This window comes from Lonsdalea populi, from assembly GCF_015999465.1.
Taxonomy (GTDB): domain Bacteria; phylum Pseudomonadota; class Gammaproteobacteria; order Enterobacterales; family Enterobacteriaceae; genus Lonsdalea; species Lonsdalea populi.
Map to the genome: position 1 here is coordinate 1,270,401 of NZ_CP065534.1, position 19,089 is coordinate 1,289,489.

The 19,089-nt window shown below is 54.9% G+C and carries 14 protein-coding genes; 9 read left to right on the forward strand and 5 right to left on the reverse strand.

Features of this window, described 5'->3' with window-relative positions; genetic code table 11:
- Positions 1–188: 188 nt before the first annotated feature.
- Complete coding sequence (gene pgl / locus I6N93_RS05695) at positions 189–1,187, forward strand: 6-phosphogluconolactonase (RefSeq protein WP_085685540.1); 999 nt, start codon at positions 189–191, stop codon at positions 1,185–1,187.
- Between the two features lie 56 nt (positions 1,188–1,243).
- On the opposite strand, the gene I6N93_RS05700 is transcribed toward pgl, so the two are convergent.
- From I6N93_RS05700 to metG, 4 genes are all read right to left on the reverse strand, one after another.
- Positions 1,244–2,494: an LVIVD repeat-containing protein gene (locus tag I6N93_RS05700; RefSeq protein ID WP_085685539.1), complete on the reverse strand. Its 1,251-nt coding sequence runs from the start codon at positions 2,492–2,494 to the stop codon at positions 1,244–1,246.
- Positions 2,495–2,506: 12 nt separating this feature from the next.
- Positions 2,507–3,580 carry a sugar ABC transporter substrate-binding protein gene (locus I6N93_RS05705; protein WP_085685537.1) on the reverse strand — a complete coding sequence of 358 codons (1,074 nt, stop codon included), beginning with the start codon at positions 3,578–3,580 and terminating at the stop codon, positions 2,507–2,509.
- 247 nt (positions 3,581–3,827) lie between these two features.
- Positions 3,828–4,259, reverse strand: a complete 432-nt coding sequence (locus I6N93_RS05710; protein WP_085685535.1) for a VirK family protein — start codon at positions 4,257–4,259, stop codon at positions 3,828–3,830.
- Between the two features lie 371 nt (positions 4,260–4,630).
- Positions 4,631–6,661: a methionine--tRNA ligase gene (gene metG / locus I6N93_RS05715; protein WP_085685533.1), complete on the reverse strand. Its 2,031-nt coding sequence runs from the start codon at positions 6,659–6,661 to the stop codon at positions 4,631–4,633.
- A gap of 227 nt (positions 6,662–6,888) precedes the next feature.
- On the opposite strand from metG, the gene apbC reads away from it, so the two are divergent.
- The 4 genes from apbC (at position 6,889) to asmA (ending at position 11,298) form a co-directional block, all read left to right on the forward strand.
- On the forward strand, positions 6,889–7,998 hold the full coding sequence (gene apbC / locus I6N93_RS05720; protein WP_085685531.1) for an iron-sulfur cluster carrier protein ApbC: 1,110 nt from the start codon (positions 6,889–6,891) through the stop codon (positions 7,996–7,998).
- Positions 7,999–8,149: 151 nt separating this feature from the next.
- Positions 8,150–8,791: a uridine kinase gene (gene udk / locus I6N93_RS05725; protein WP_085685652.1), complete on the forward strand. Its 642-nt coding sequence runs from the start codon at positions 8,150–8,152 to the stop codon at positions 8,789–8,791.
- Positions 8,792–8,877: 86 nt separating this feature from the next.
- The gene (dcd, locus tag I6N93_RS05730) at positions 8,878–9,459 is read left to right on the forward strand and encodes a dCTP deaminase (protein ID WP_085685529.1); all 582 of its coding nucleotides are present in this window, start codon (positions 8,878–8,880) and stop codon (positions 9,457–9,459) included.
- A gap of 48 nt (positions 9,460–9,507) precedes the next feature.
- Entirely contained in the window at positions 9,508–11,298 is a 1,791-nt protein-coding gene (asmA, locus tag I6N93_RS05735) for an outer membrane assembly protein AsmA (RefSeq protein ID WP_085685526.1), read from the forward strand.
- A gap of 243 nt (positions 11,299–11,541) precedes the next feature.
- Here the strand turns inward: asmA and I6N93_RS05740 are convergent, their stop codons facing one another.
- Positions 11,542–13,122 carry a TerC family protein gene (locus I6N93_RS05740; RefSeq protein ID WP_085685523.1) on the reverse strand — a complete coding sequence of 527 codons (1,581 nt, stop codon included), beginning with the start codon at positions 13,120–13,122 and terminating at the stop codon, positions 11,542–11,544.
- Between the two features lie 862 nt (positions 13,123–13,984).
- Here I6N93_RS05740 and I6N93_RS05745 point away from each other — a divergent pair.
- The 4 genes from I6N93_RS05745 to I6N93_RS05760 all read left to right on the forward strand — a co-directional run bounded on the left by I6N93_RS05745 (position 13,985) and on the right by I6N93_RS05760 (position 19,070).
- Positions 13,985–15,121 (forward strand): polysaccharide export protein, encoded by a 1,137-nt coding sequence (locus I6N93_RS05745; RefSeq protein WP_085685520.1) that lies wholly within the window; start codon positions 13,985–13,987, stop codon positions 15,119–15,121.
- Positions 15,122–15,134: 13 nt separating this feature from the next.
- The gene (locus I6N93_RS05750) at positions 15,135–15,569 is read left to right on the forward strand and encodes an arsenate reductase/protein-tyrosine-phosphatase family protein (RefSeq protein ID WP_085685517.1); all 435 of its coding nucleotides are present in this window, start codon (positions 15,135–15,137) and stop codon (positions 15,567–15,569) included.
- Between the two features lie 15 nt (positions 15,570–15,584).
- Positions 15,585–17,759, forward strand: coding sequence for a tyrosine-protein kinase Wzc (gene wzc / locus I6N93_RS05755; protein WP_085685514.1), 2,175 nt, complete (start codon positions 15,585–15,587; stop codon positions 17,757–17,759).
- Positions 17,760–17,918: 159 nt separating this feature from the next.
- Positions 17,919–19,070, forward strand: coding sequence for a hypothetical protein (locus tag I6N93_RS05760; protein ID WP_085685650.1), 1,152 nt, complete (start codon positions 17,919–17,921; stop codon positions 19,068–19,070).
- The last annotated feature ends 19 nt before the right edge of the window (positions 19,071–19,089 follow it).

The following is a 19,089-nucleotide window of genomic DNA, read 5'->3' on the forward strand; positions in this document are numbered from 1 at the left end:
TTTCAGATGGTACACCGTAAGGGGGCCGCTGTAGGACCAATTTGTGTCCACCCGGTCTGTCAGCCGACTCTCTCAGAGAGTGAATCAGGGTATAACCGCTCCCGTATTGAGGAGCGATGCGGTGTTCCGGTCTACTATTGATGTCTGAGTGCTAAGAAGCGCAATCCGTGTTTAAAAAGGAGAGTCTAATGCAGCAAGTGGTTTATACCGCCAGTCCCGAAAGTCAGCACATTCACGTGTGGCGGCTGAATAGTGAAGGCGAGTTGACGTTGTTACAGGTCGTTGAAGCTCCTGGGCAGGTTCAGCCCATGGTGGTTGCCCCTGATAAACGTCACCTTTACGTCGGCGTGCGTCCGTCGTTCGGCGTAATCAGCTACCGTATCGCGCCGGACGGCGCGTTGACGCAGGCGGGCGTGGCTGCGCTGCCCGGAAGCCCGACGCATTTGTCTACCGACCACGAAGGCCGTTTTCTGTTCAGCGCGTCATACAGTAATGCCTGTATCAGCGTCAGCCCGATTAGCGACGATGGCGTGGCAGGGGAGTTTATTCAGCAGTTGGATGGCCTGGAAGGCTGCCACTCCACCAATATCGATCCGGATAATCAGGTGTTGTGGGCGCCCTGTCTGAAAGAAGATCGCATTCGTCTGTACGATCTGTCGTCAGAAGGAAAACTCAGAGAGCATCAGCCCGCCGTGCTGCCTGCCGCCGCGGGAGCTGGCCCGCGCCATATGGTCTTTCACCCTAACAACCGCTTTACCTACTGCGTCAACGAACTGGACAGCACGGTCGATGTTTTTGAACTTAAGGACGCCCACGGCAACATCGCCCGCGTGCAGACGCTGGATGTGATGCCGGAGGATTTCACCGGCACGCGTTGGGCGGCAGATATCCATATCACCCCGAACGGCCGTTTCCTGTACACCACCGATCGCACCGCCAGCGTAGTTAGTCTCCTCGGGGTATCGGACGACGGTAGCCATCTGACGCTCATCGGCCATCAGCCGACGGAGATCCAACCGCGCGGTTTCAACATCGATAACAGCGGTCAGTTCCTGATTGTAGCGGGTCAGAAGTCGCACCATATCGAGGTCTATCAGATCAACGCCGAGGGCGGACATCTGCAGCCGCTATCGCGTTATGCAGTAGGGCAGGGACCGATGTGGGTAACGATTCTGACGCTGGATTAAGCCTGAAGTGATGCAAGAAAACCCGGTGCGGATGTCGTCCGCACCGGAGTTATGCACTATCCGCGGTATTCGATGATAGACAGCCCGGCGTTGTAGTCCGTGCTGTACACAATCCCCTCTGCATCCACAAATACGTCGCATGACTGAATGACACGCGGACGTCCGGGACGCCGGTCCATCATTCGGTCTGGCGCGGCGGGCACCAGCGCGCCGGTTTCTTTGGGACGATAAGGATTGCTGATGTCGTAGACGCGCACGCCCGCGTTCTGATAGGTCGCGAAGATGAGCGTTGAGCTGATGAAGCTGCCGGGACGATTCTCATGCAGGTTATGCGGCCCGAAATGCGCGCCTTTCTTCACATAATCCACTTCGTTCGGCTGGGGGAAGGTCGCGATACTGACCGGGTTGGTCGGCTCGCGAATATCGAACACCCAAATCAGTTTTTCCCCGTCTTCCTGATGGTCCAGCACCGCTTCGTCCAGCACGATCAGCAAATCGCGATCCGGCAAAGGCAGCGCGGTGTGCGTGCCTCCGCCGAACGGCGGACTCCAGTTACGGTGGCTGATCGGCTTCGGCTGTGTGCGGTCGCTCACATCCAGCAGCATCAGCCCGCCGTCGCGCCAGCTGCCGTAGGCCGTATCGCCGCTGACGATAGCGTGGTGCAGCGCGTAGCGTTTCCCTTCCGGCCAGTCAGGCGTTTCGCCGCCGGCGGTGTGCATGCCCGGCAGCCAGTAACGTCCTGCGACTTCCGGCTTACGCGGATCGGCCAGATCGATGGTCAGGAAAATGTAGTCGCTGTAGCCTTCCAGCAGCGCGGACACGTAAGCCCAGCGCCCGCCGACGTACCAGATACGATGGATGCCGATGCCGTTCAGAGGTAGGAAGCCGATCTCCTGCGGTTTGTCCGGGCGCGAGATGTCAAATATCCGCAGACCCGCGCTCCAGGCATTGCCTTGCTGACGCGTATCCACCGTCTCGGCGACGGAACGGGTGTAATAGACTTTTTCCTCGGCGAAGTTCGCATCGGCGAACAGATCGCGGGCGTTGACGACCAATAACAGGTCATCGTGCGTTTGCAGATGGATATTCCAGGTGCCCGGCGGGGCGGCGATAAAACCCACCGTTTTGGGGTTGATGGGGTCGCGAACGTCGACGATGGAAACGCCCTGCGACACCATATGGCCGATATACGCGTAGCCCCGATGAACCATCACCTGTATGCCATCAGAGCGTCCGCCCTGATCGCTATGGCCGATTAGCCGCATATTGCGGCTGTAATCGGGGGTGGGCAAAGGTGCTGATGCCATAACTCGCCTCCGTTATTTCGCTTTTGCAGCCAGTGTAGCAAACCACGGGGCGATGAAATCATCCGTCTGGCCCCAGCCCGGAATGATCTTGCCCAGGCTGGCGACGTTGACCGGGCCCGGCTGGCTTGCCAGCAGCGCCTGAGGAATCGAGGCGGCGGTAAATTCGTAGGTGGCAGGCGTCGGTTCGCCGGCGATTTTGTTGGCGACCAGTCGCAGGTTCACTTTACCGATCAGTTTCGGGTCCACGGCGACGCTGACTTTCCACGGGCTTGAGGCTTCACGCATCAACTGCAGATCCTGATTGGAGATGTCGATGCTGTAGAGTTTGATCTCCGTCCGTCCGTTCTCTTTGAGCGCTTTGTAAGCGCCCTGACTGAAGGCATCCCAGGTTCCCCAGATCGCATCAATCTTGCCCTTCGGGTATTTTGCCAATACCGCGCCGACTTTGTTGGCGGTGTCGCCCTGCACGTCGGAAGAGACGGCGCCGATAGATTCCAGCTCTTTAATACCAGGATTGGCTTTCAGCAGTTGCTGGTAGGCCGCCTGACGGCGTTCCATTGGCGGGAATCCGGCGACCCACAGCTTGATAATGTTGGCTTTGCCGTTGAAATCTTTTATCAACTGGCCGAAAGACTCCTTGGCCAAAGAGGCATCATCCTGTTGGGTGACGGTCACGCCGGGAATATCCCGGTTCACCGCGGTGTCAAATACCGCGACCTTGATGCCGCTATCCACGATGCGCTGTAGCAGCTCGGTGGAGTACGGGTCTCGCCCCTGAGACAGGATAATGCCGTCGTATTTTTGGCTGATAGCCTGATTGACGAAGTCCTGGAAGCGGGCGTCATCGCCATTGCTCAGGAACGTATTGACTTTGAAGCCGAGTTTTTTCCCCTCTTCCAGCACGCCGGAAACGAACTGGGTGGTGTTGTCATCAGAGCCCAAATTACGGATGACGGCGATACGTATCGGACCGCTGTGGTTGGCCAGCGCGGCAGGCAGCGGAGCAAGAGTGGGGGTATTTTCTGCCGATGCAGGCAGCGCGATCGTCATGCTTAATGCCACTAACGCGGCGTGAAACGTCTTCATCATGGGCTCCTTGGTGGGAAATCGTGTTGCCAGCTTATGGATATCTTTATGTCTGGATGTCTATTTGTCCGGATGGAGCATCATAGCGACAACGGTGAAAGGTGCAAAGAGCCCGCGTTATGTTTTTTGGTTTTATCTTATAACGTGTTGTCCATCATTTCGGAGGTCAGGGATCGGCGAGAAAAGTGAATGCGGGAAGGGGGATCAATTAGGCCCCCGCTCAGCGCGGCGGGAGCACGATTGACGCTTATTCAGCGAAGAAAGACACGCCCTGACCCACGTTGCAGCGGTAGCTCAGCGTAGTGCCGCGCTGTTGCAGACTGGGCAGATCGTACATGTAGGTCGTGAAATTGACGATGTTGTCCGGCAGTACCTGATAGCGCATAAATTGCTGAATGGGCTTGCCGTCGTTCGCCACCGTAAAGTGCTCATCGCTGAATGACAGGGTACTGTTCCCCGTCAAGCGATAGGCCTGAATACGCAGGCCGCCCTGGGTCTGGCTGGCGGCGGCGCCATTCTGCGGCGTGCATTGCGAAAGGTCGATACTGACGGCTACTTCACTTCCCTGATTCAGCGCATTGATAATGGCCGACTGGCTGGTCAGCGGTCTGGCAGCGCAGGCGCCCGCAGCGACGGTGAGTAAGGATGCGGCTAAAAACAGCGGGGTCATACGAGACATAAACGTCCTCCTTGATGTGAATAAAATCCCTGTAGATCTTGTTGGATTAAAGAGCATAGACGGATCTGGCGGCATGAGCCTAGCACTTTACGGTTTATATATTTAAAGCACTAACAAAAAATATTTGAATACAAGGTATTACACCCCATCGAAAAACTAGATCAGGAATTCTTCGTTCTCGGTTTATCCGCCGTCTGTCTCGCGCAGCCGTTGTCATCGATGTGAGCTCGGTCAAAGCCGTCGATATTGTGGCGGGATAACGCTTTAGTTATCAGCAGGAAAATGCAGACTGAGGCGGCGTTCAGGCGAAAGGGAAAATCGAAGGAAGGGGTAATAAAAACAGGCTGAGCCGAAGCCCAGCCTGACAGGGATTATTTGACCGCCATACCCGGCTGTGCGCCGCTGTCCGGGCTCATCAGGAAGATGTCTTTCCCGCCGGGACCTGCTGCCATCACCATGCCTTCGGAGATACCGAAACGCATTTTACGCGGTGCAAGGTTCGCGACCATGATTGTCAGGCGGCCTTCCAGTTGGGTGGGATCGGGATAGGCTGCGCGGATCCCCGAGAAGACCTGACGCGTTTCGCCGCCCAAATCCAGAGACAGGCGCAGCAGTTTGTCCGAACCCTCCACCAATTCTGCCTTCTGAATCAGTGCGATACGCATATCGACCTTGTCAAAATCGTTAAACGTGATGGTGTCCTGAATCGGATTGTCCGCCAGCGGCCCGCTGACCGGCGTAGCGGCGGCCTCGATGTCCTGCCTGGAGGCTTCGATCATCGCTTCGATGTTTTTCGGATCGATTCGGTTGAACAGCGCCTTGAACGGATTGACCTGGTGCCCCAGTAGCGGTTGAGTCAGCGTACCCCACTGCAGATCCGTATTCAGAAACGCTTCGGCACGTTCAGCCAATGAAGGCAGCACCGGTTTGAGATAGGTCATCAATACGCGGAACAGGTTGATGCCCATGGAGCAGATCGCGTGCAGATCGGCGTCGCGGCCTTCTTCCTTCGCCACGACCCACGGAGCCTGTTCGTCCACATAGCGGTTGGCATGGTCGGCCAACGCCATAATTTCACGAATGGCTTTGCCGGATTCACGGCTGCTGAACGCGTCGGCAATGCTGTCGGCCGCGTCGGTAAAGGTTTTGTACAGCGCCGGGTCGGCCAGCGTATCGGCCAGCTTGCCGTCGAAACGCTTGTTGATGAAACCTGCGTTGCGCGAGGCCAGGTTGACGACTTTGTTGACGATGTCGGCGTTCACGCGTTGCACGAAGTCTTCCAGGTTAAGGTCGATATCGTCAATGCGGGAAGAGAGCTTGGCCGCGTAGTAGTAACGCAGGCAGTCGGCGTCCAGATATTTCAGATAGGTGTCTGCTTTGATGAAAGTGCCGCGAGATTTGGACATCTTCGCGCCGTTCACCGTTACATAGCCGTGGACAAACAGGTTGGTCGGTTTGCGGAAGTTGCTGCCTTCCAGCATGGCGGGCCAGAACAGACTGTGGAAGTAGACGATATCTTTGCCGATGAAATGATAGAGATCGGCGTCAGAGTCTTTATGCCAGTAGTCGTCGAAATTCAGATCGTCGCGCTTGTCGCACAGGTTCTTGAATGAACCCATGTAGCCGATCGGCGCATCGAGCCAGACGTAGAAGTATTTGCCCGGCGCATCCGGCACTTCGAAGCCGAAGTAGGGCGCATCGCGGCTGATGTCCCACTGTTGGAGACCGGAGTCGAACCACTCCTGCATTTTGTTCGCGACCTGATCCTGCAGCGCGCCAGAGCGCGTCCAGGCTTGCAGCATGTCGCTGAAAGCGGGCAGATCGAAGAAGAAGTGTTCGCTGTCGCGCATGATCGGCGTCGCGCCGGAAATCGCCGATTTCGGATCGATCAGCTCGATCGGCGTGTAGGTCGCACCGCATACTTCGCAGTTGTCGCCATACTGATCTGCCGCTTTACATTTCGGGCAGGTTCCCTTCACAAAGCGGTCCGGCAGGAACATGCTTTTTTCCGGATCGAACAGCTGGGAGATCGTGCGGCTCTTGATATAGCCGTTTTCTTTCAGACGGCGATAAATCAGCGTGGACAGCTCGCGGTTCTCCTCGCTGTGCGTGGAGTGATAGTTGTCGTAGCTGATGTTAAAGCCCGCGAAATCCTGCTGATGCTCCTGACTGACGGCCGCAATCATCTCCTCCGGCGCGATCCCCAACTGCTGAGCCTTCAGCATGATAGGCGTACCGTGGGCGTCATCCGCACAGATGAAATTAACCTGGTTGCCGCGCATTCGCTGATAACGAACCCAGATATCCGCCTGAACGTGTTCAAGCATGTGGCCGAGGTGGATAGGACCGTTGGCATAAGGCAGCGCGCACGTGACCAGAATTTTTTTTGCGACTTGAGTCATAGTGGGGAACTTGCTTGTTATTGAGTGAGAAAGAGCCACGATGTTAACCGATAGCGGCTCGGTGCGTAAACCTGTTCTGGAGGCGGCCTCGCGCTCGCGGGACAATGAAAAAAGGCGTCCGGATGCTGTCTGAAAAGACTTTGCTCCGTGGCGTTACGCCGGTTCGCGGCGTTCTGTTATGCTTAAAGCCGTGTTCTGATTAATGACAAAAATTTCAAGGAGCCGGGATGAACGATCATCTCCCCGGGCACAGCCCTGACGCGCTGCACGAGACGGTGAGCCGCGTACTTGCCGCCTTTAAACACCCGACGTTGAATAAAGATCTGATGGCGCTCAACGCGCTGCATCACTGCGCGCTGCTGGATGACGTACTGCACATCGAACTCGTAATGCCGTTTGTCTGGCTGAGCGGGCTTGAGGTACTCAAGGAGTCGGTCAGCGACGAGCTGCTGCGTTTCACCGGCGCAAAAAGCGTGGAGTGGCGACTAACGCACGCGATTGCGACGTTGAGCCGGGCGAACAATCAGCCCGGCGTCAAAGGGGTGAAAAACATCGTGGCAGTCAGCTCCGGAAAAGGCGGCGTCGGCAAGTCCAGCACCGCCGTGAATCTGGCGCTGGCGCTGGCGGCGGAGGGGGCGAACGTGGGGATCCTCGATGCCGATATCTACGGACCGTCCATTCCAACCATGTTGGGGACGACGCACGAACGGCCGACTTCGCCGGACGGTGAGCACATGGCGCCGATTGTGGCGCACGGCATCGCCTCCAACTCTATCGGTTATTTGGTGACGGACGACAATGCCATGGTGTGGCGGGGGCCGATGGCCAGCAAGGCGCTACTTCAACTGCTGCAAGATACGCTTTGGCCGGAGCTCGACTATCTGGTGCTGGATATGCCGCCGGGCACGGGCGATATTCAGCTGACGCTGGCGCAGAACGTGCCGGTGACCGGTGCGGTTGTGGTGACCACGCCGCAGGATATCGCGCTGGTGGATGCGATGAAAGGCATCGCCATGTTCGAGAAAGTGAAGGTGCCGGTGCTGGGCATCGTCGAAAACATGAGTGTGCATATCTGTAGCCACTGCGGCCATCTGGAGCCTATTTTCGGCATGGGCGGCGCGCAAAAGCTGGCGGAGAAATATCACTGTGCGCTGCTGGGCCAACTGCCTCTGCACATCTCTTTGCGAGAAGATTTGGATCGCGGCGAACCGACCGTGGTCAGCCAGCCCGACAGTGAGTTTACCTCGCTCTATCGCGAGCTGGCCGGGCGGGTCGCCGCGCAGTTGTACTGGCAAGGCGACGTCATCCCCACGGAAATCGCGTTTCGCGCGCTATAACGCTTCATTCCTGTTCGCGTCCTGCTCGGACGCGAACCCCGCCCCGCTTAGTGCTGGCGTGAGAGCGGCTAACTCCCTATAATTGCGGCGTTCAGACACCCTGAGCGGTGTGTCCCTTCTTTTATTTTTCGTAAACCAGGTCTTTATTGCCATGACTGACAAGTCTCACCAGTGTGTCATTATCGGGATTGCCGGAGCCTCTGCCTCCGGTAAAAGCCTCATAGCCAGTACCCTTTACCGTGAGTTGCGTGAACAGGTGGGCGATGAACATATTGGTGTCATTCCGGAAGACTGCTATTACAAGGATCAAACCCATCTGACGATGGAAGAGCGGGTGAAAACCAACTATGACCATCCCAGCGCCATGGACCATAATCTGCTGTTACAGCATCTGAGAATGCTGAAGGGCGGTCAGGAAATCGCGCTGCCGCAGTACAGTTATGTGGAGCACTCCCGCCTTGAAGAAACGGTGCTTCTCGAACCAAAGAAAGTCATTATTCTGGAAGGCATTCTGCTGCTGACCGATGCCCGCCTGAGGGGCGAACTCAACTTTTCCATTTTTGTCGATACGCCGCTGGATATTTGCCTGCTGCGCCGTATGCGTCGCGACGTCAATGACCGTGGTCGTTCGATGGATTCCGTCATGGCGCAGTACCAGAAAACCGTACGTCCGATGTTTTTGCAATTCATTGAACCGTCTAAACAATATGCGGACATCATCGTGCCGCGCGGGGGTAAAAACCGCATCGCTATCGATATTCTGAAGGCGAAAATCAGCCAGTTCTTTGAATAAACTGTTACGTGCAGGCGCTGCCGCCCTCGGTAACCCAGAGGCGACGGCAGAGGATTAACCTGTCTAAATCCTGAGCGGAGAAAATGATGAGACTGTGCGATCGCGACATTGAAAACTGGCTGGATGATGGCCGGCTGGTGATTACGCCACGTCCCCCCGTAGAACGTATTAACGGCGCGACGGTCGATGTGCGTCTGGGTAATCAGTTCCGCGTATTCCGCGGTCATACCGCCGCTTATATCGACCTGAGCGGGCCGAAAGACGAAGTCAGCGCGGCGCTCGATCGCGTGATGAGCGACGAAATCAATCTGTCGGAAGGCGAAGCCTTTTTCCTGCATCCGGGAGAGCTGGCGCTGGCGGTGACGCTGGAGTCGGTGACGCTGCCGGACAATCTGGTCGGCTGGCTGGACGGCCGTTCTTCGCTGGCGCGGCTGGGGCTGATGGTGCATGTGACCGCGCACCGCATCGACCCAGGCTGGCAGGGGCGGATTGTGCTGGAGTTCTATAATTCAGGGAAGCTGCCGCTGGCGCTGCGACCAGGCATGATGATCGGCGCGCTTAGCTTCGAACCGCTGTCAGGCCCGGCGGCCCGACCTTATAACCGACGGCAGGACGCCAAATACAAAGATCAGCAGGGCGCGGTGGCTAGCCGGATCGACAAAGACTAAGTCAATGACCCTGTCGCCGAATGCAGCCCGACTATCAATGAGGATGGCATGAAAAGACTCTTCACCGCGCTGGTTATTCTGCTGGTGGTGCTGGCCGCTGGCATGAGTGCGTTAGTCGTGCTCATCAACCCGAATGATTTTCGCGGCTACATGACTCGTCAGGTAGTGGCCCGAAGCGGCTATCAACTGACGCTGGACGGCGATCTGCGCTGGCACGTCTGGCCGCAGCTCAGCATTCTGTCCGGCGGCATGTCGCTGAGTGCGCCGGGCGCGCAGGCGCCGATGGTCAGTGCCGAAAACATGCGCCTGGACGTCAAGCTCTGGCCTTTGCTGTCCCATCGGCTGGAAGTCAAGCAGGTGATGCTGAAAGGGGCGGTGGTTCGGCTTACCCCGGAAAGCCAGCCGAAAAAAACCAATCAGCCGATTGCCCCGCCGGGGGGGGCCGAAACCGACATCGGCAGCGGCTGGCGTTTTGATATCGGGCGCATAGAAGTGACCGACAGCCTGCTGATTTTACAGCAGGAGAGCGGCGAACAGCTCAATTTGCGCGATATCAATCTGCGTTTGACGCGCGGCGGACCGAACGAGGCGCAGCTGACGTTATCTACCCGCATCAATCGTGACCAGCGCGATCTTTCCTTATCGGGATCGTCCGTGCTGGACATGCGCGAATTTCCTCAGCGAGTCAGCGCCCGCATCGATCGTCTGGATTATCAGCTGCAAGGGGTCGGGCTGCCCACGAGCGGTATTACCGGTACTGGCGCTATGCAGGTGGATTATCAACGTCAGCCTGAAAAAATCACCGTCAGTCAGTTTGCTCTGAGCGCCAATCAAAGCCAGTTAAGCGGAACCGCAGCCTACACCTCGGGTATTGTGCCTGATTACAGGCTCGACCTGCGTTCGGAACAGCTCGATCTGGACATGTTGCTGGGACTGACCAAGAACGAAGACGATGCCTCCGGTGCGGAAAAAACGCCGGCGGTGAAACCGGTCATCTCCGGGGATGTTCCTCCGCAGCAGGTTAACAGCGGGCTGCGCAATTTTACCGCGCATATCGCTTTACAAGCCGACGCCTTGATCTACCGCAGCGTCAAGATAAACCAGTTCAGCGCGACTGGCGTCAACCAGCGGGGCAAAGTGACGGTTGCCGAACTGAGCGGGCGAGTGGGCGATGGCCATTTCTCACTGCCGGGAACGCTGGACATCGATGCCTCTCCGGCCATCAACGTGCAGCTTAAACTGGAGAATGTCGAGTTATCCGATCTTATGCGGGTGCTGACGCTGCCGGAAACGTCGAGCGGCACATTTACTATGCAGGGCAAATTCAGCGGAGACAGCCTGACCGTGCCGGCGATGCTGTCCAAATGGCAGGGCAGCGCCGCGATGCACGCCAGCAGACTGCGGCTGTATGGGCTAAACATTCCGCGGATGATCCAGCAGGCGGTGGAACGCAACAGCAACGGGGTCCGGGGGCAAAGCGGCGACGAGCATTTCACTGAAATGCAGCAGGTCACTGGTCAGGCCCGCCTCAATGCCGGGAAACTGCGGATGTACAACCTGGATGGGCGCTCGCACACTATGTCGATAGGGGGAGAAGGGCTGCTGGATCTACCGGCGCAGAGCTGCGACATCAACCTCAGCGTGCAGGTGATTGAGGGTTGGCAGGGCGACGATCGCGTGGTGCAGCTGTTGAAAAATACCCGGATTCCTTTCCGCCTGTATGGCCCCTTCGGCAACCTGAGCTATCAGTTGCCGGTCGACCAGATGCTGCGTAAGCGGCTGCAGGATGAACTGAAGCAGCAGATCAGCGACTGGTCGAAGAAGAACCAGCCCGACTGATACGCCTGAGGCCAGCCGGTGACGGTGCGGCCTCAACGTTTTTTCTCTCACGACATGGCGTTGGGACACCGGCTCCGCTCACCACGGGGGCCGCACAGCTTCGAACGAATGAGACACCGACGTGAGCGCTGCGTTTTCCTTCTGGTCAACCTCGCCCGTCAGCAGTGCGATGGTTGACGCATCGTCAATCGCGCCGCTCAATGGGCGGCACAGGCGAAGATGTCGTCGGATTTAATTAAAGGCTTAAACCTCGTACTCTATTTCGTTTTCGTCCTGCGGGATCACCAGCACCTTGATAATGCGGTGGCTTTCGACGGATAACACCCGGAACAACACGTTATCAATGCGCACTTCGTCGCCTTCTTCCGGTATTTTTTGCGTATGCTCCATCAGCAGGCCCGCCAGCGTGTGGAACTCACGTTTCTCTTCCAGTTTCAGCGGGACGTACATCAGCAAATCTTCCACCGGCAGATAGCCATTGGCGATGAGCGTGCCGTCCGCGTTCATCTGAATATCGTGGCGTGCGTCCAGCTCTTCCCCTTCAAGCGGCAGGTTACCGGCGATGGTTTCCATTACGTCGCTCAGCGTGACAATACCTTCAACCGAGCCGAACTCATCCACGATAAATGCGAAATGCGTATGCGCTTCGCGGAACTGCTCCAGCGCCGACAGCAGCGAGAGCTGTTCCGGGAAGACCAGCGGTTGCCGGATGAGAGTTCGCAGATCCAGCGGCTCCCCGTTCAACTGCTGACGCAGCAGCTCAATGACATGCACGACGCCGAGCGGTTCATCCGACACATTGCCGTCGGTAACGACCAGGCGGGTATGCGAATTTTTTTCCATCAGGGCAGGAAGGTTTTCCGGCGCGGTATTGATATCGATGTTTTCGATATCATGACGAGAGGTCATGATGCTGCCCACGGAGCGCTGGGACATTCCCAGCACGCGCTCGATCATCCGCTGTTCCTGCTGATTGAAGACCTGCTGGTTGACGGCATCGGCACTGTCGGCGTTGGTCGCGGTTTCTCGGTCGGCGTCTTCCTGCTCGCCGCGCAGGAGTTTCAGCACCGCTTCGGCCGTGCGCTGACGAAGCGGCATGGTGGAAGAGAGGAAACGGCGGCGATTAAACATCGCCACCTGATTCAGCATTTCTATCATGACGGAGAAGCCGATAGCCGCGTAGAGATAACCTTTGGGAATAGAGTAGCCAAAGGCTTCCGCCACCAGACTGAAGCCGATCATCAGAAGGAAGCTCAGACACAGGATAACGATAGTGGGGTGGGCGCTGACGAAACGTGTGAGCGGCTTACTGGCCAGCAGCATCAGGCCGATGGCGATGGTCACTGCGGCCATCATGACCAGTAAATGGTCGGTCATACCGACGGCGGTGATCACCGAATCCAGTGAAAAGATAGCGTCCAGCACCACAATTTGCGCCACCACGGGCCAGAAGCGCGCGCCTTTACGCTGATTCTGCTGTTCCTCGTCCTTGCCTTCGAGCCGTTCGTTAAGCTCCATCGTCCCTTTAAAGAGCAGGAACAGGCCGCCAATCAGCACGATCAGATCGCGCGCGCTGAATTCCTGTCCCAGCATGGAGAATAACGGCGAGGTCAATGTGACCAGCCAGGAAAGTGAAGAGAGCAGAACGAATCGCATCAGCAACGCTAATGACAAACCGACAACCCTTGCGCGATCCCTTAATTTTTCCGGCAGTTTTTCAGCAAGAATGGCGATGAACACCAGATTATCAATGCCCAACACCAGCTCCAGCACCACCAACGTGGCCAGACCAGCCCAGATTGTTGGATCGACCATCCATTCCATAACGGGAAGTTACCTCTATTAACATCATGTATTTAATAACCGGATAGGTTATCAGGACATACCGCATCCCACCAGACATAGCGCCCCTGAGGGCTAATTTCTCCCGCGTGCGGAGCGTTGTTATAGGAATAAACCTAGGGGAAAGAAAAACTATAGGTGCTATCTTCCGGTAATAAATGTTATTTAAGGATTTATTTAGTTATGGCTAATAAGCCCGTCTCTTCCAAGCTTAAATATGGACTTAATATCTTGTTTTTGTATCGAATGAGGGGCCGTTGCCAAAAATAAAGAGGCACGTTATAGCCATTATCTGAAAATGGCCTTGTCGTCGATATTCACCTTGTCATCAGGAATTATTTTTCCCTATGCTTTTGGAGCGTGAAATAAGGTTTATTTATTCATGATCTGAATTTTATTTTCGGGTGTTTTTCCTATTGATTTTCAAGATAGCACACAGAAATTATGTTTACCTTAAAGAATGAAGTGTCTTTAGCGGATTGGTTGCTGCAAGCCAAGGGCGGTAGCGTACCTGAAGATGATTGATAACAGAATGTTATCGGTAATTTAATCACTTTTTAAGGGTTATCATTAAGTTTTTCTAATGTTTTTTGCGGACCGTGAATGTTCATATCTTAATCAAGGCTCATTAACAGACACAGCCTCAATAAGGCTAATGAACGGAGTGGAAACACAATTTGATGATAAGAATAAGGGAAGCGATGTATTGGACAGAAACATGCCGTAATCTGATATTTCCAAGCCTTAACGCTGATGGAACTTTCTTATTTCACAAATATGACAGTTTTTTCTTATAACTGGTACGCCCTTAACTCTCATTATTGAAAAGCGATGGCATAACAGGATGATAAACCTAAAAATGAAATTAGTTTCGCTGCTTGTTTCAACGATATTACTGGGAGGGTGTACGGTTATTCCGGGTTCGCATCTCTCGATCTCCGATAAAGAAGTGGTGGAACAGCCGGATGACGATTTCAATATCAGCAAGCTGGTAAATGTATACCCGATTACCCCTTCATTAATCGATCGTCTTCGGACGAAACCTGTCATTGCGCAGGCTAACCCGCACCTGGAGCAAGAGCTGCAACGTTATGAATATCGCATAGGCGTGGGCGATGTACTGATGGTGACGGTCTGGGATCATCCTGAACTGACGACGCCGGCGGGGACCTACCGCAGCGCCAGCGATACCGGCAACTGGGTTCACTCTGACGGCACCATCTTTTACCCATATATCGGCAAGGTGAAGGTCGCGGGTAAAACGGTGAGCGAGGTGCGCGGCGAGGTCATGCGTCGACTGGCGCAGTATATTGAATCGCCGCAGGTGGAAGTCAGCATTGCGGCGTTCCGTTCGCAAAAAGCCTACGTCACGGGCGAAGTAGCCAAGTCCGGTCAGCAGGCCATCACCAACGTGCCGTTGACCATCCTTGACGCCATCAACAACGCGGGCGGCCTGACCACCAACGCCGACTGGCGGAACCTGATTCTGACCCATAACGGCAAAGACGAGCGGATTTCGCTGCAGGCTTTGATGCAGAACGGCGATTTGTCTCAAAACCGGTTGTTGTATCCGGGCGACATTCTGTTTATCCCACGCGATGACGATTTGAAAATCTTCGTGATGGGGGAAGTCAACAAACAGACCACGTTGAAAATGGACCGCAGCGGCATGACGCTGACCGAAGCGTTGGGCAATGCGGAAGGGATGAATCAGTCCTTTGCAGATGCGACCGGAGTGTTCGTTATCCGTCCGTTGCATGGCACCCAGGGGCCGAAACTGGCGAATATCTACCAGTTGAACACCGCGGATGCGACCTCGCTGGTCATGGGCTCCGAGTTCAAATTGCAGCCTTATGACGTGGTGTATGTGACGACGGCGCCGGTGGCCCGCTGGAACCGTCTGATCACACAGCTGGTGCCGACGATTGGCGGGTTCAACGACCTCAGCGAAGGCTCATTGCGTATTCGCAACTGGCCCTAGGAGTTCGTAAGCGATGTTTGATTCCATTCTGGTGGTTTGTGTCGGCAACATATGCCGCTCTCCGACGGGGGAGCGGTTATTAAGACAGGCGCTGCCGGGCAAGACGGTGGCTTCGGCCGGACTGGGCGCGCTGGTCGGCAACCCCGCGGACAGAATGGCAGCGGAAGTCGCGGCCCAGCATGGCTTGTCGCTGGAGGGGCATCGCGCTCGCCAGCTTACTGGCACACTGTGCCGCCAGTTTGATCTGATTCTGGTGATGGAGAAGGGGCATATTGATGCCGTTGGCCGCCATGCGCCGGAAGTGAGAGGAAAAACCATGCTATTCGGCTACTGGCTGAACCAGCAGGAAATAGACGACCCCTACCGTAGAAGTCGTGAAGCGTTTGAAATGGTATTCACCCAATTAGAACAGTCTGCCCATCAATGGGTGCAGGCACTGAGCCGTTAACCTGCAGGGATTAAGATGTCAGAGAAAATTGCCGTGAAAACATCTGAAATTGATAGATCAGACGATGTCGATTTGGGCCGTTTACTGGGAACAATGCTGGATAACCGCTGGCTTATAATCAGCGTCACCACCATTTTTACTGTGCTCGGCATTCTCTATGTATTAATGGCGACGCCGATTTATCGCGCCGATGCGTTAATACAAGTTGAACAAGATGCGGGAGACAGCCTCTTAAAAGATGTTTCCAGCATGTTGCCGGACGCCAAGCCGCAATCTGCCGCTGAGATTGAATTAATCAAATCCCGGATGGTGATTGGGAAAACCGTTCAAGATTTATCGTTGGACACGGAGGTGGAGCAAAAATACTTCCCAGGCATCGGTAAAGGTTTCGCGCGCATTCTGAATCAGAAGTCTGGAAATATCGCCATTTCCCGCCTGCAGGTCCCCGGCATGGTCATGAACAAAGTGCTGACGCTGGAAGTGTTGGATAGCGGGCGCTATCGCCTGACCGACAGCGACGGCCGCGTTGATATTACGGGGAAAGTCGGGCAACTGGAAAGTCGCGATAGGGTTTCTATTCTGGTGAGTGATATTGAAGCGCCGGCAGGAACGGAATTCAACGTGCGTAAACTGGATGAGCTGACGGCGATTAATAAAACGCTTAATGCGCTGGCGGTGGCGGATAAGGGCAAAGATACCGGCGTATTGTCACTGACGCTGGAAGGCGTTGATCCCGAGCAGACGCAAAAGATTCTGAACAGCATCGCCGATAATTATCTGCAGCAGAACGTTGAACGGAAATCAGCGGAAGCGGCGAAAAGTCTGGAATTTCTCAAAGGTCAGCTGCCTATTGTACGGACCTCGTTGGATGAGGCGGAAAATAAGCTGAATCTCTTCCGCCAACAGAATGACTCCGTGGATCTCACGCTGGAAGCGAAGTCCGTGTTGGATACGATGGTGGGCGTTGAGTCTCAGTTGAACGAGCTTACCTTTAAAGAGGCGGAAATTTCCAAGCTCTATACCAAGGAGCATCCGGCCTACCGCGCTCTGATGGAAAAACGCAAAACGCTGGAAGATGAGCGGGACAAACTGAACAAACGCGTCAACGGCATGCCCAAGACCCAGCAGGAAATTCTGCGGTTAACGCGTGACGTCAATGTCGGTCAGGAAGTCTATGTCCAGTTGATGAATAAACAGCAGGAACTGAGTATTAACAAGGCCAGCACCGTCGGCAACGTGCGAATCATCGACTCGGCGATGGTGAAAATGAGCCCGGTGAAACCGAAGAAAGCGTTGATGGTGTTGCTGTCAATCATCCTTGGCAGCATGGTGTCCGTTGCTTTCGTCGTGCTCAAAACCGTATTGCATAAAGGGATCGAAAACCCCGAGCAGTTGGAAGAGCTGGGCGTCAATGTCTATGCCAGCGTGCCGCTGTCCGAATGGCAGCAGAAGAAAGATCGTGAAACGGCCGTCAGACATAAACGGGGCAGCCCTATGGTTCCTTCGCTGCTGGCGATGGGGAATCCGACCGATCTGGCTATCGAAGCGATCCGGAGTCTGCGCACCAGCCTGCACTTCGCCATGATGGAAGCGAAAAACAATGTACTGATGATTTCCGGCGCCAGTCCGGGTATCGGCAAGTCTTTTATCAGCGCCAACCTGGGGGCTGTCGTTGCCCAGTCGGGCCAGCGCGTTCTGGTGGTGGACTGCGACATGCGCAAAGGCTATGCCCACCAGTTGATGGGGACGAGCGGCGACAAAGGGCTATCGGATATTCTGTCCGGACAGCTTGCCGCGGAAACGACGGTGCGTCAGACAGCCCAGGAAAATCTGAGTTTTATTCCGCGTGGGCAGATCCCGCCGAACCCGTCGGAACTGTTAATGCACAACAATTTCTCCCGTTTCCTGGGGTGGGCGAGTGAAAACTTCGACATCGTTCTACTGGATACGCCGCCGATTCTGGCCGTGACCGACGCGGCGATCATCAGCCGTCAGGTGGGCACGTCGCTGCTGGTGGCTCGCTTCCTGGTAAATACGCCGAAGGAGATCGAAGTCAGCATCCGCCGTTTCGAGCAGAACGGTGCCGACATCAAGGGCGTTATCTTGAATGCCGTCGTGAAACGCGCGGCCAGCTACTACGGAGATGGTAGCTACAACTACTATGCGTATGAATACAAGTCGGATAATTAACGACCGAACATTCAGCGATGAGCGTGTATCCAACGTCGTATGGCCTGGAAGCGTCGAATGCACGGGGCTTCCAGGCTCCATATCCACGATATCGCCATCGCCGTCCGACGCCTGTCATCACCCTATCTGCAGTTCATTTTATTTAGAGCGTATTCGCTAATGTCTATAGCAACCGAAAGTCACGCCCCGGTAGTGAAATATAGGGAAGGTACTCTGACATCGGCATTGCGTTGGCTGATCGCCGCCTCGTTTGTCGCTACGCCGTTGAACCCCTATATCAGTGACATGACCGTGTATTTGTGGCTGCCATTGGTGTTTTTGGATTTTCAATTTCTTGCGCGACTTAAAAAGGTCACGTTAAAACCGACGCTGTTCATTCTGCTCTTTCTAAGCTTCTGTCTGCTGATTGGACGGATTGATATCGCGGTCAAGGGCGCCGCTATCAGCCTCGGCGTGATTTATCTGATCAAAGTGGGCAAGCCGATCGTCAACAAGATCTTCGTCTGTCTGGTTTTTTCCGCGCTGTGGTGCGTGCTGCAATTTATCGCTTTCCAGTTTGGTCAGGAATATTCCGCCATGCTTGGTCCCAGCGCGATATCGACGCTTATTTGGGGGGCATACGCGACGGAGACCTACACTAACCAATATGTCGTGTTCTTCCTTCCGCGTATGTCGGGGTTATCCAGAGAGGCCGGCTTTTTTGTATCGCTGCTGCTGATTACTTTTATCATCAGGGCAAGAGATAAAAAATTGACGAAGAAAGAGATACTGGTTTTTATTCTGGCCTTCATGTTCAGCCTGTCCAAAGTGTCTCTGGTACTGTTTATTTTCCTGTTTCTCTATTTGCTGCGGCACTACATTCGAAAAATACCTGTAAACATCACCATCATTACGTTTATTTTTTTGTCAGTCTGCCTGGCTCACTACCTGAATGTGGGATCGCCGGACTACTTTTACGGTCATGAATCTTTCGCTCACCGGTTTTCCCCGTCCTATTTATTGACGGATATGAAGCTGCCGAACCTGCTGTTTGGTTGTGACAGGGAATATCAGTGTTTCAACAGCAGCCAGCCGATCATTGGTTTCTTTGAGCCTAAAGGATTAAAACCTAATATTGGTCTATCAGGTATTTTGGTGGAAATGGGCGTGTTTGGACTGGTGACGATATTTCTGGCTTCCGTGTTGCTGAAACTGGATAGCTATGACATGGGGATCCTGATCTGCTTCACCCAGACCGTCACGCTCTTTACCGTCGATAGTTTCATTATCCTCACGTATTACTACATCATCACGAACAAACAATATCGTTAGGGATGATACCGAGACTTTT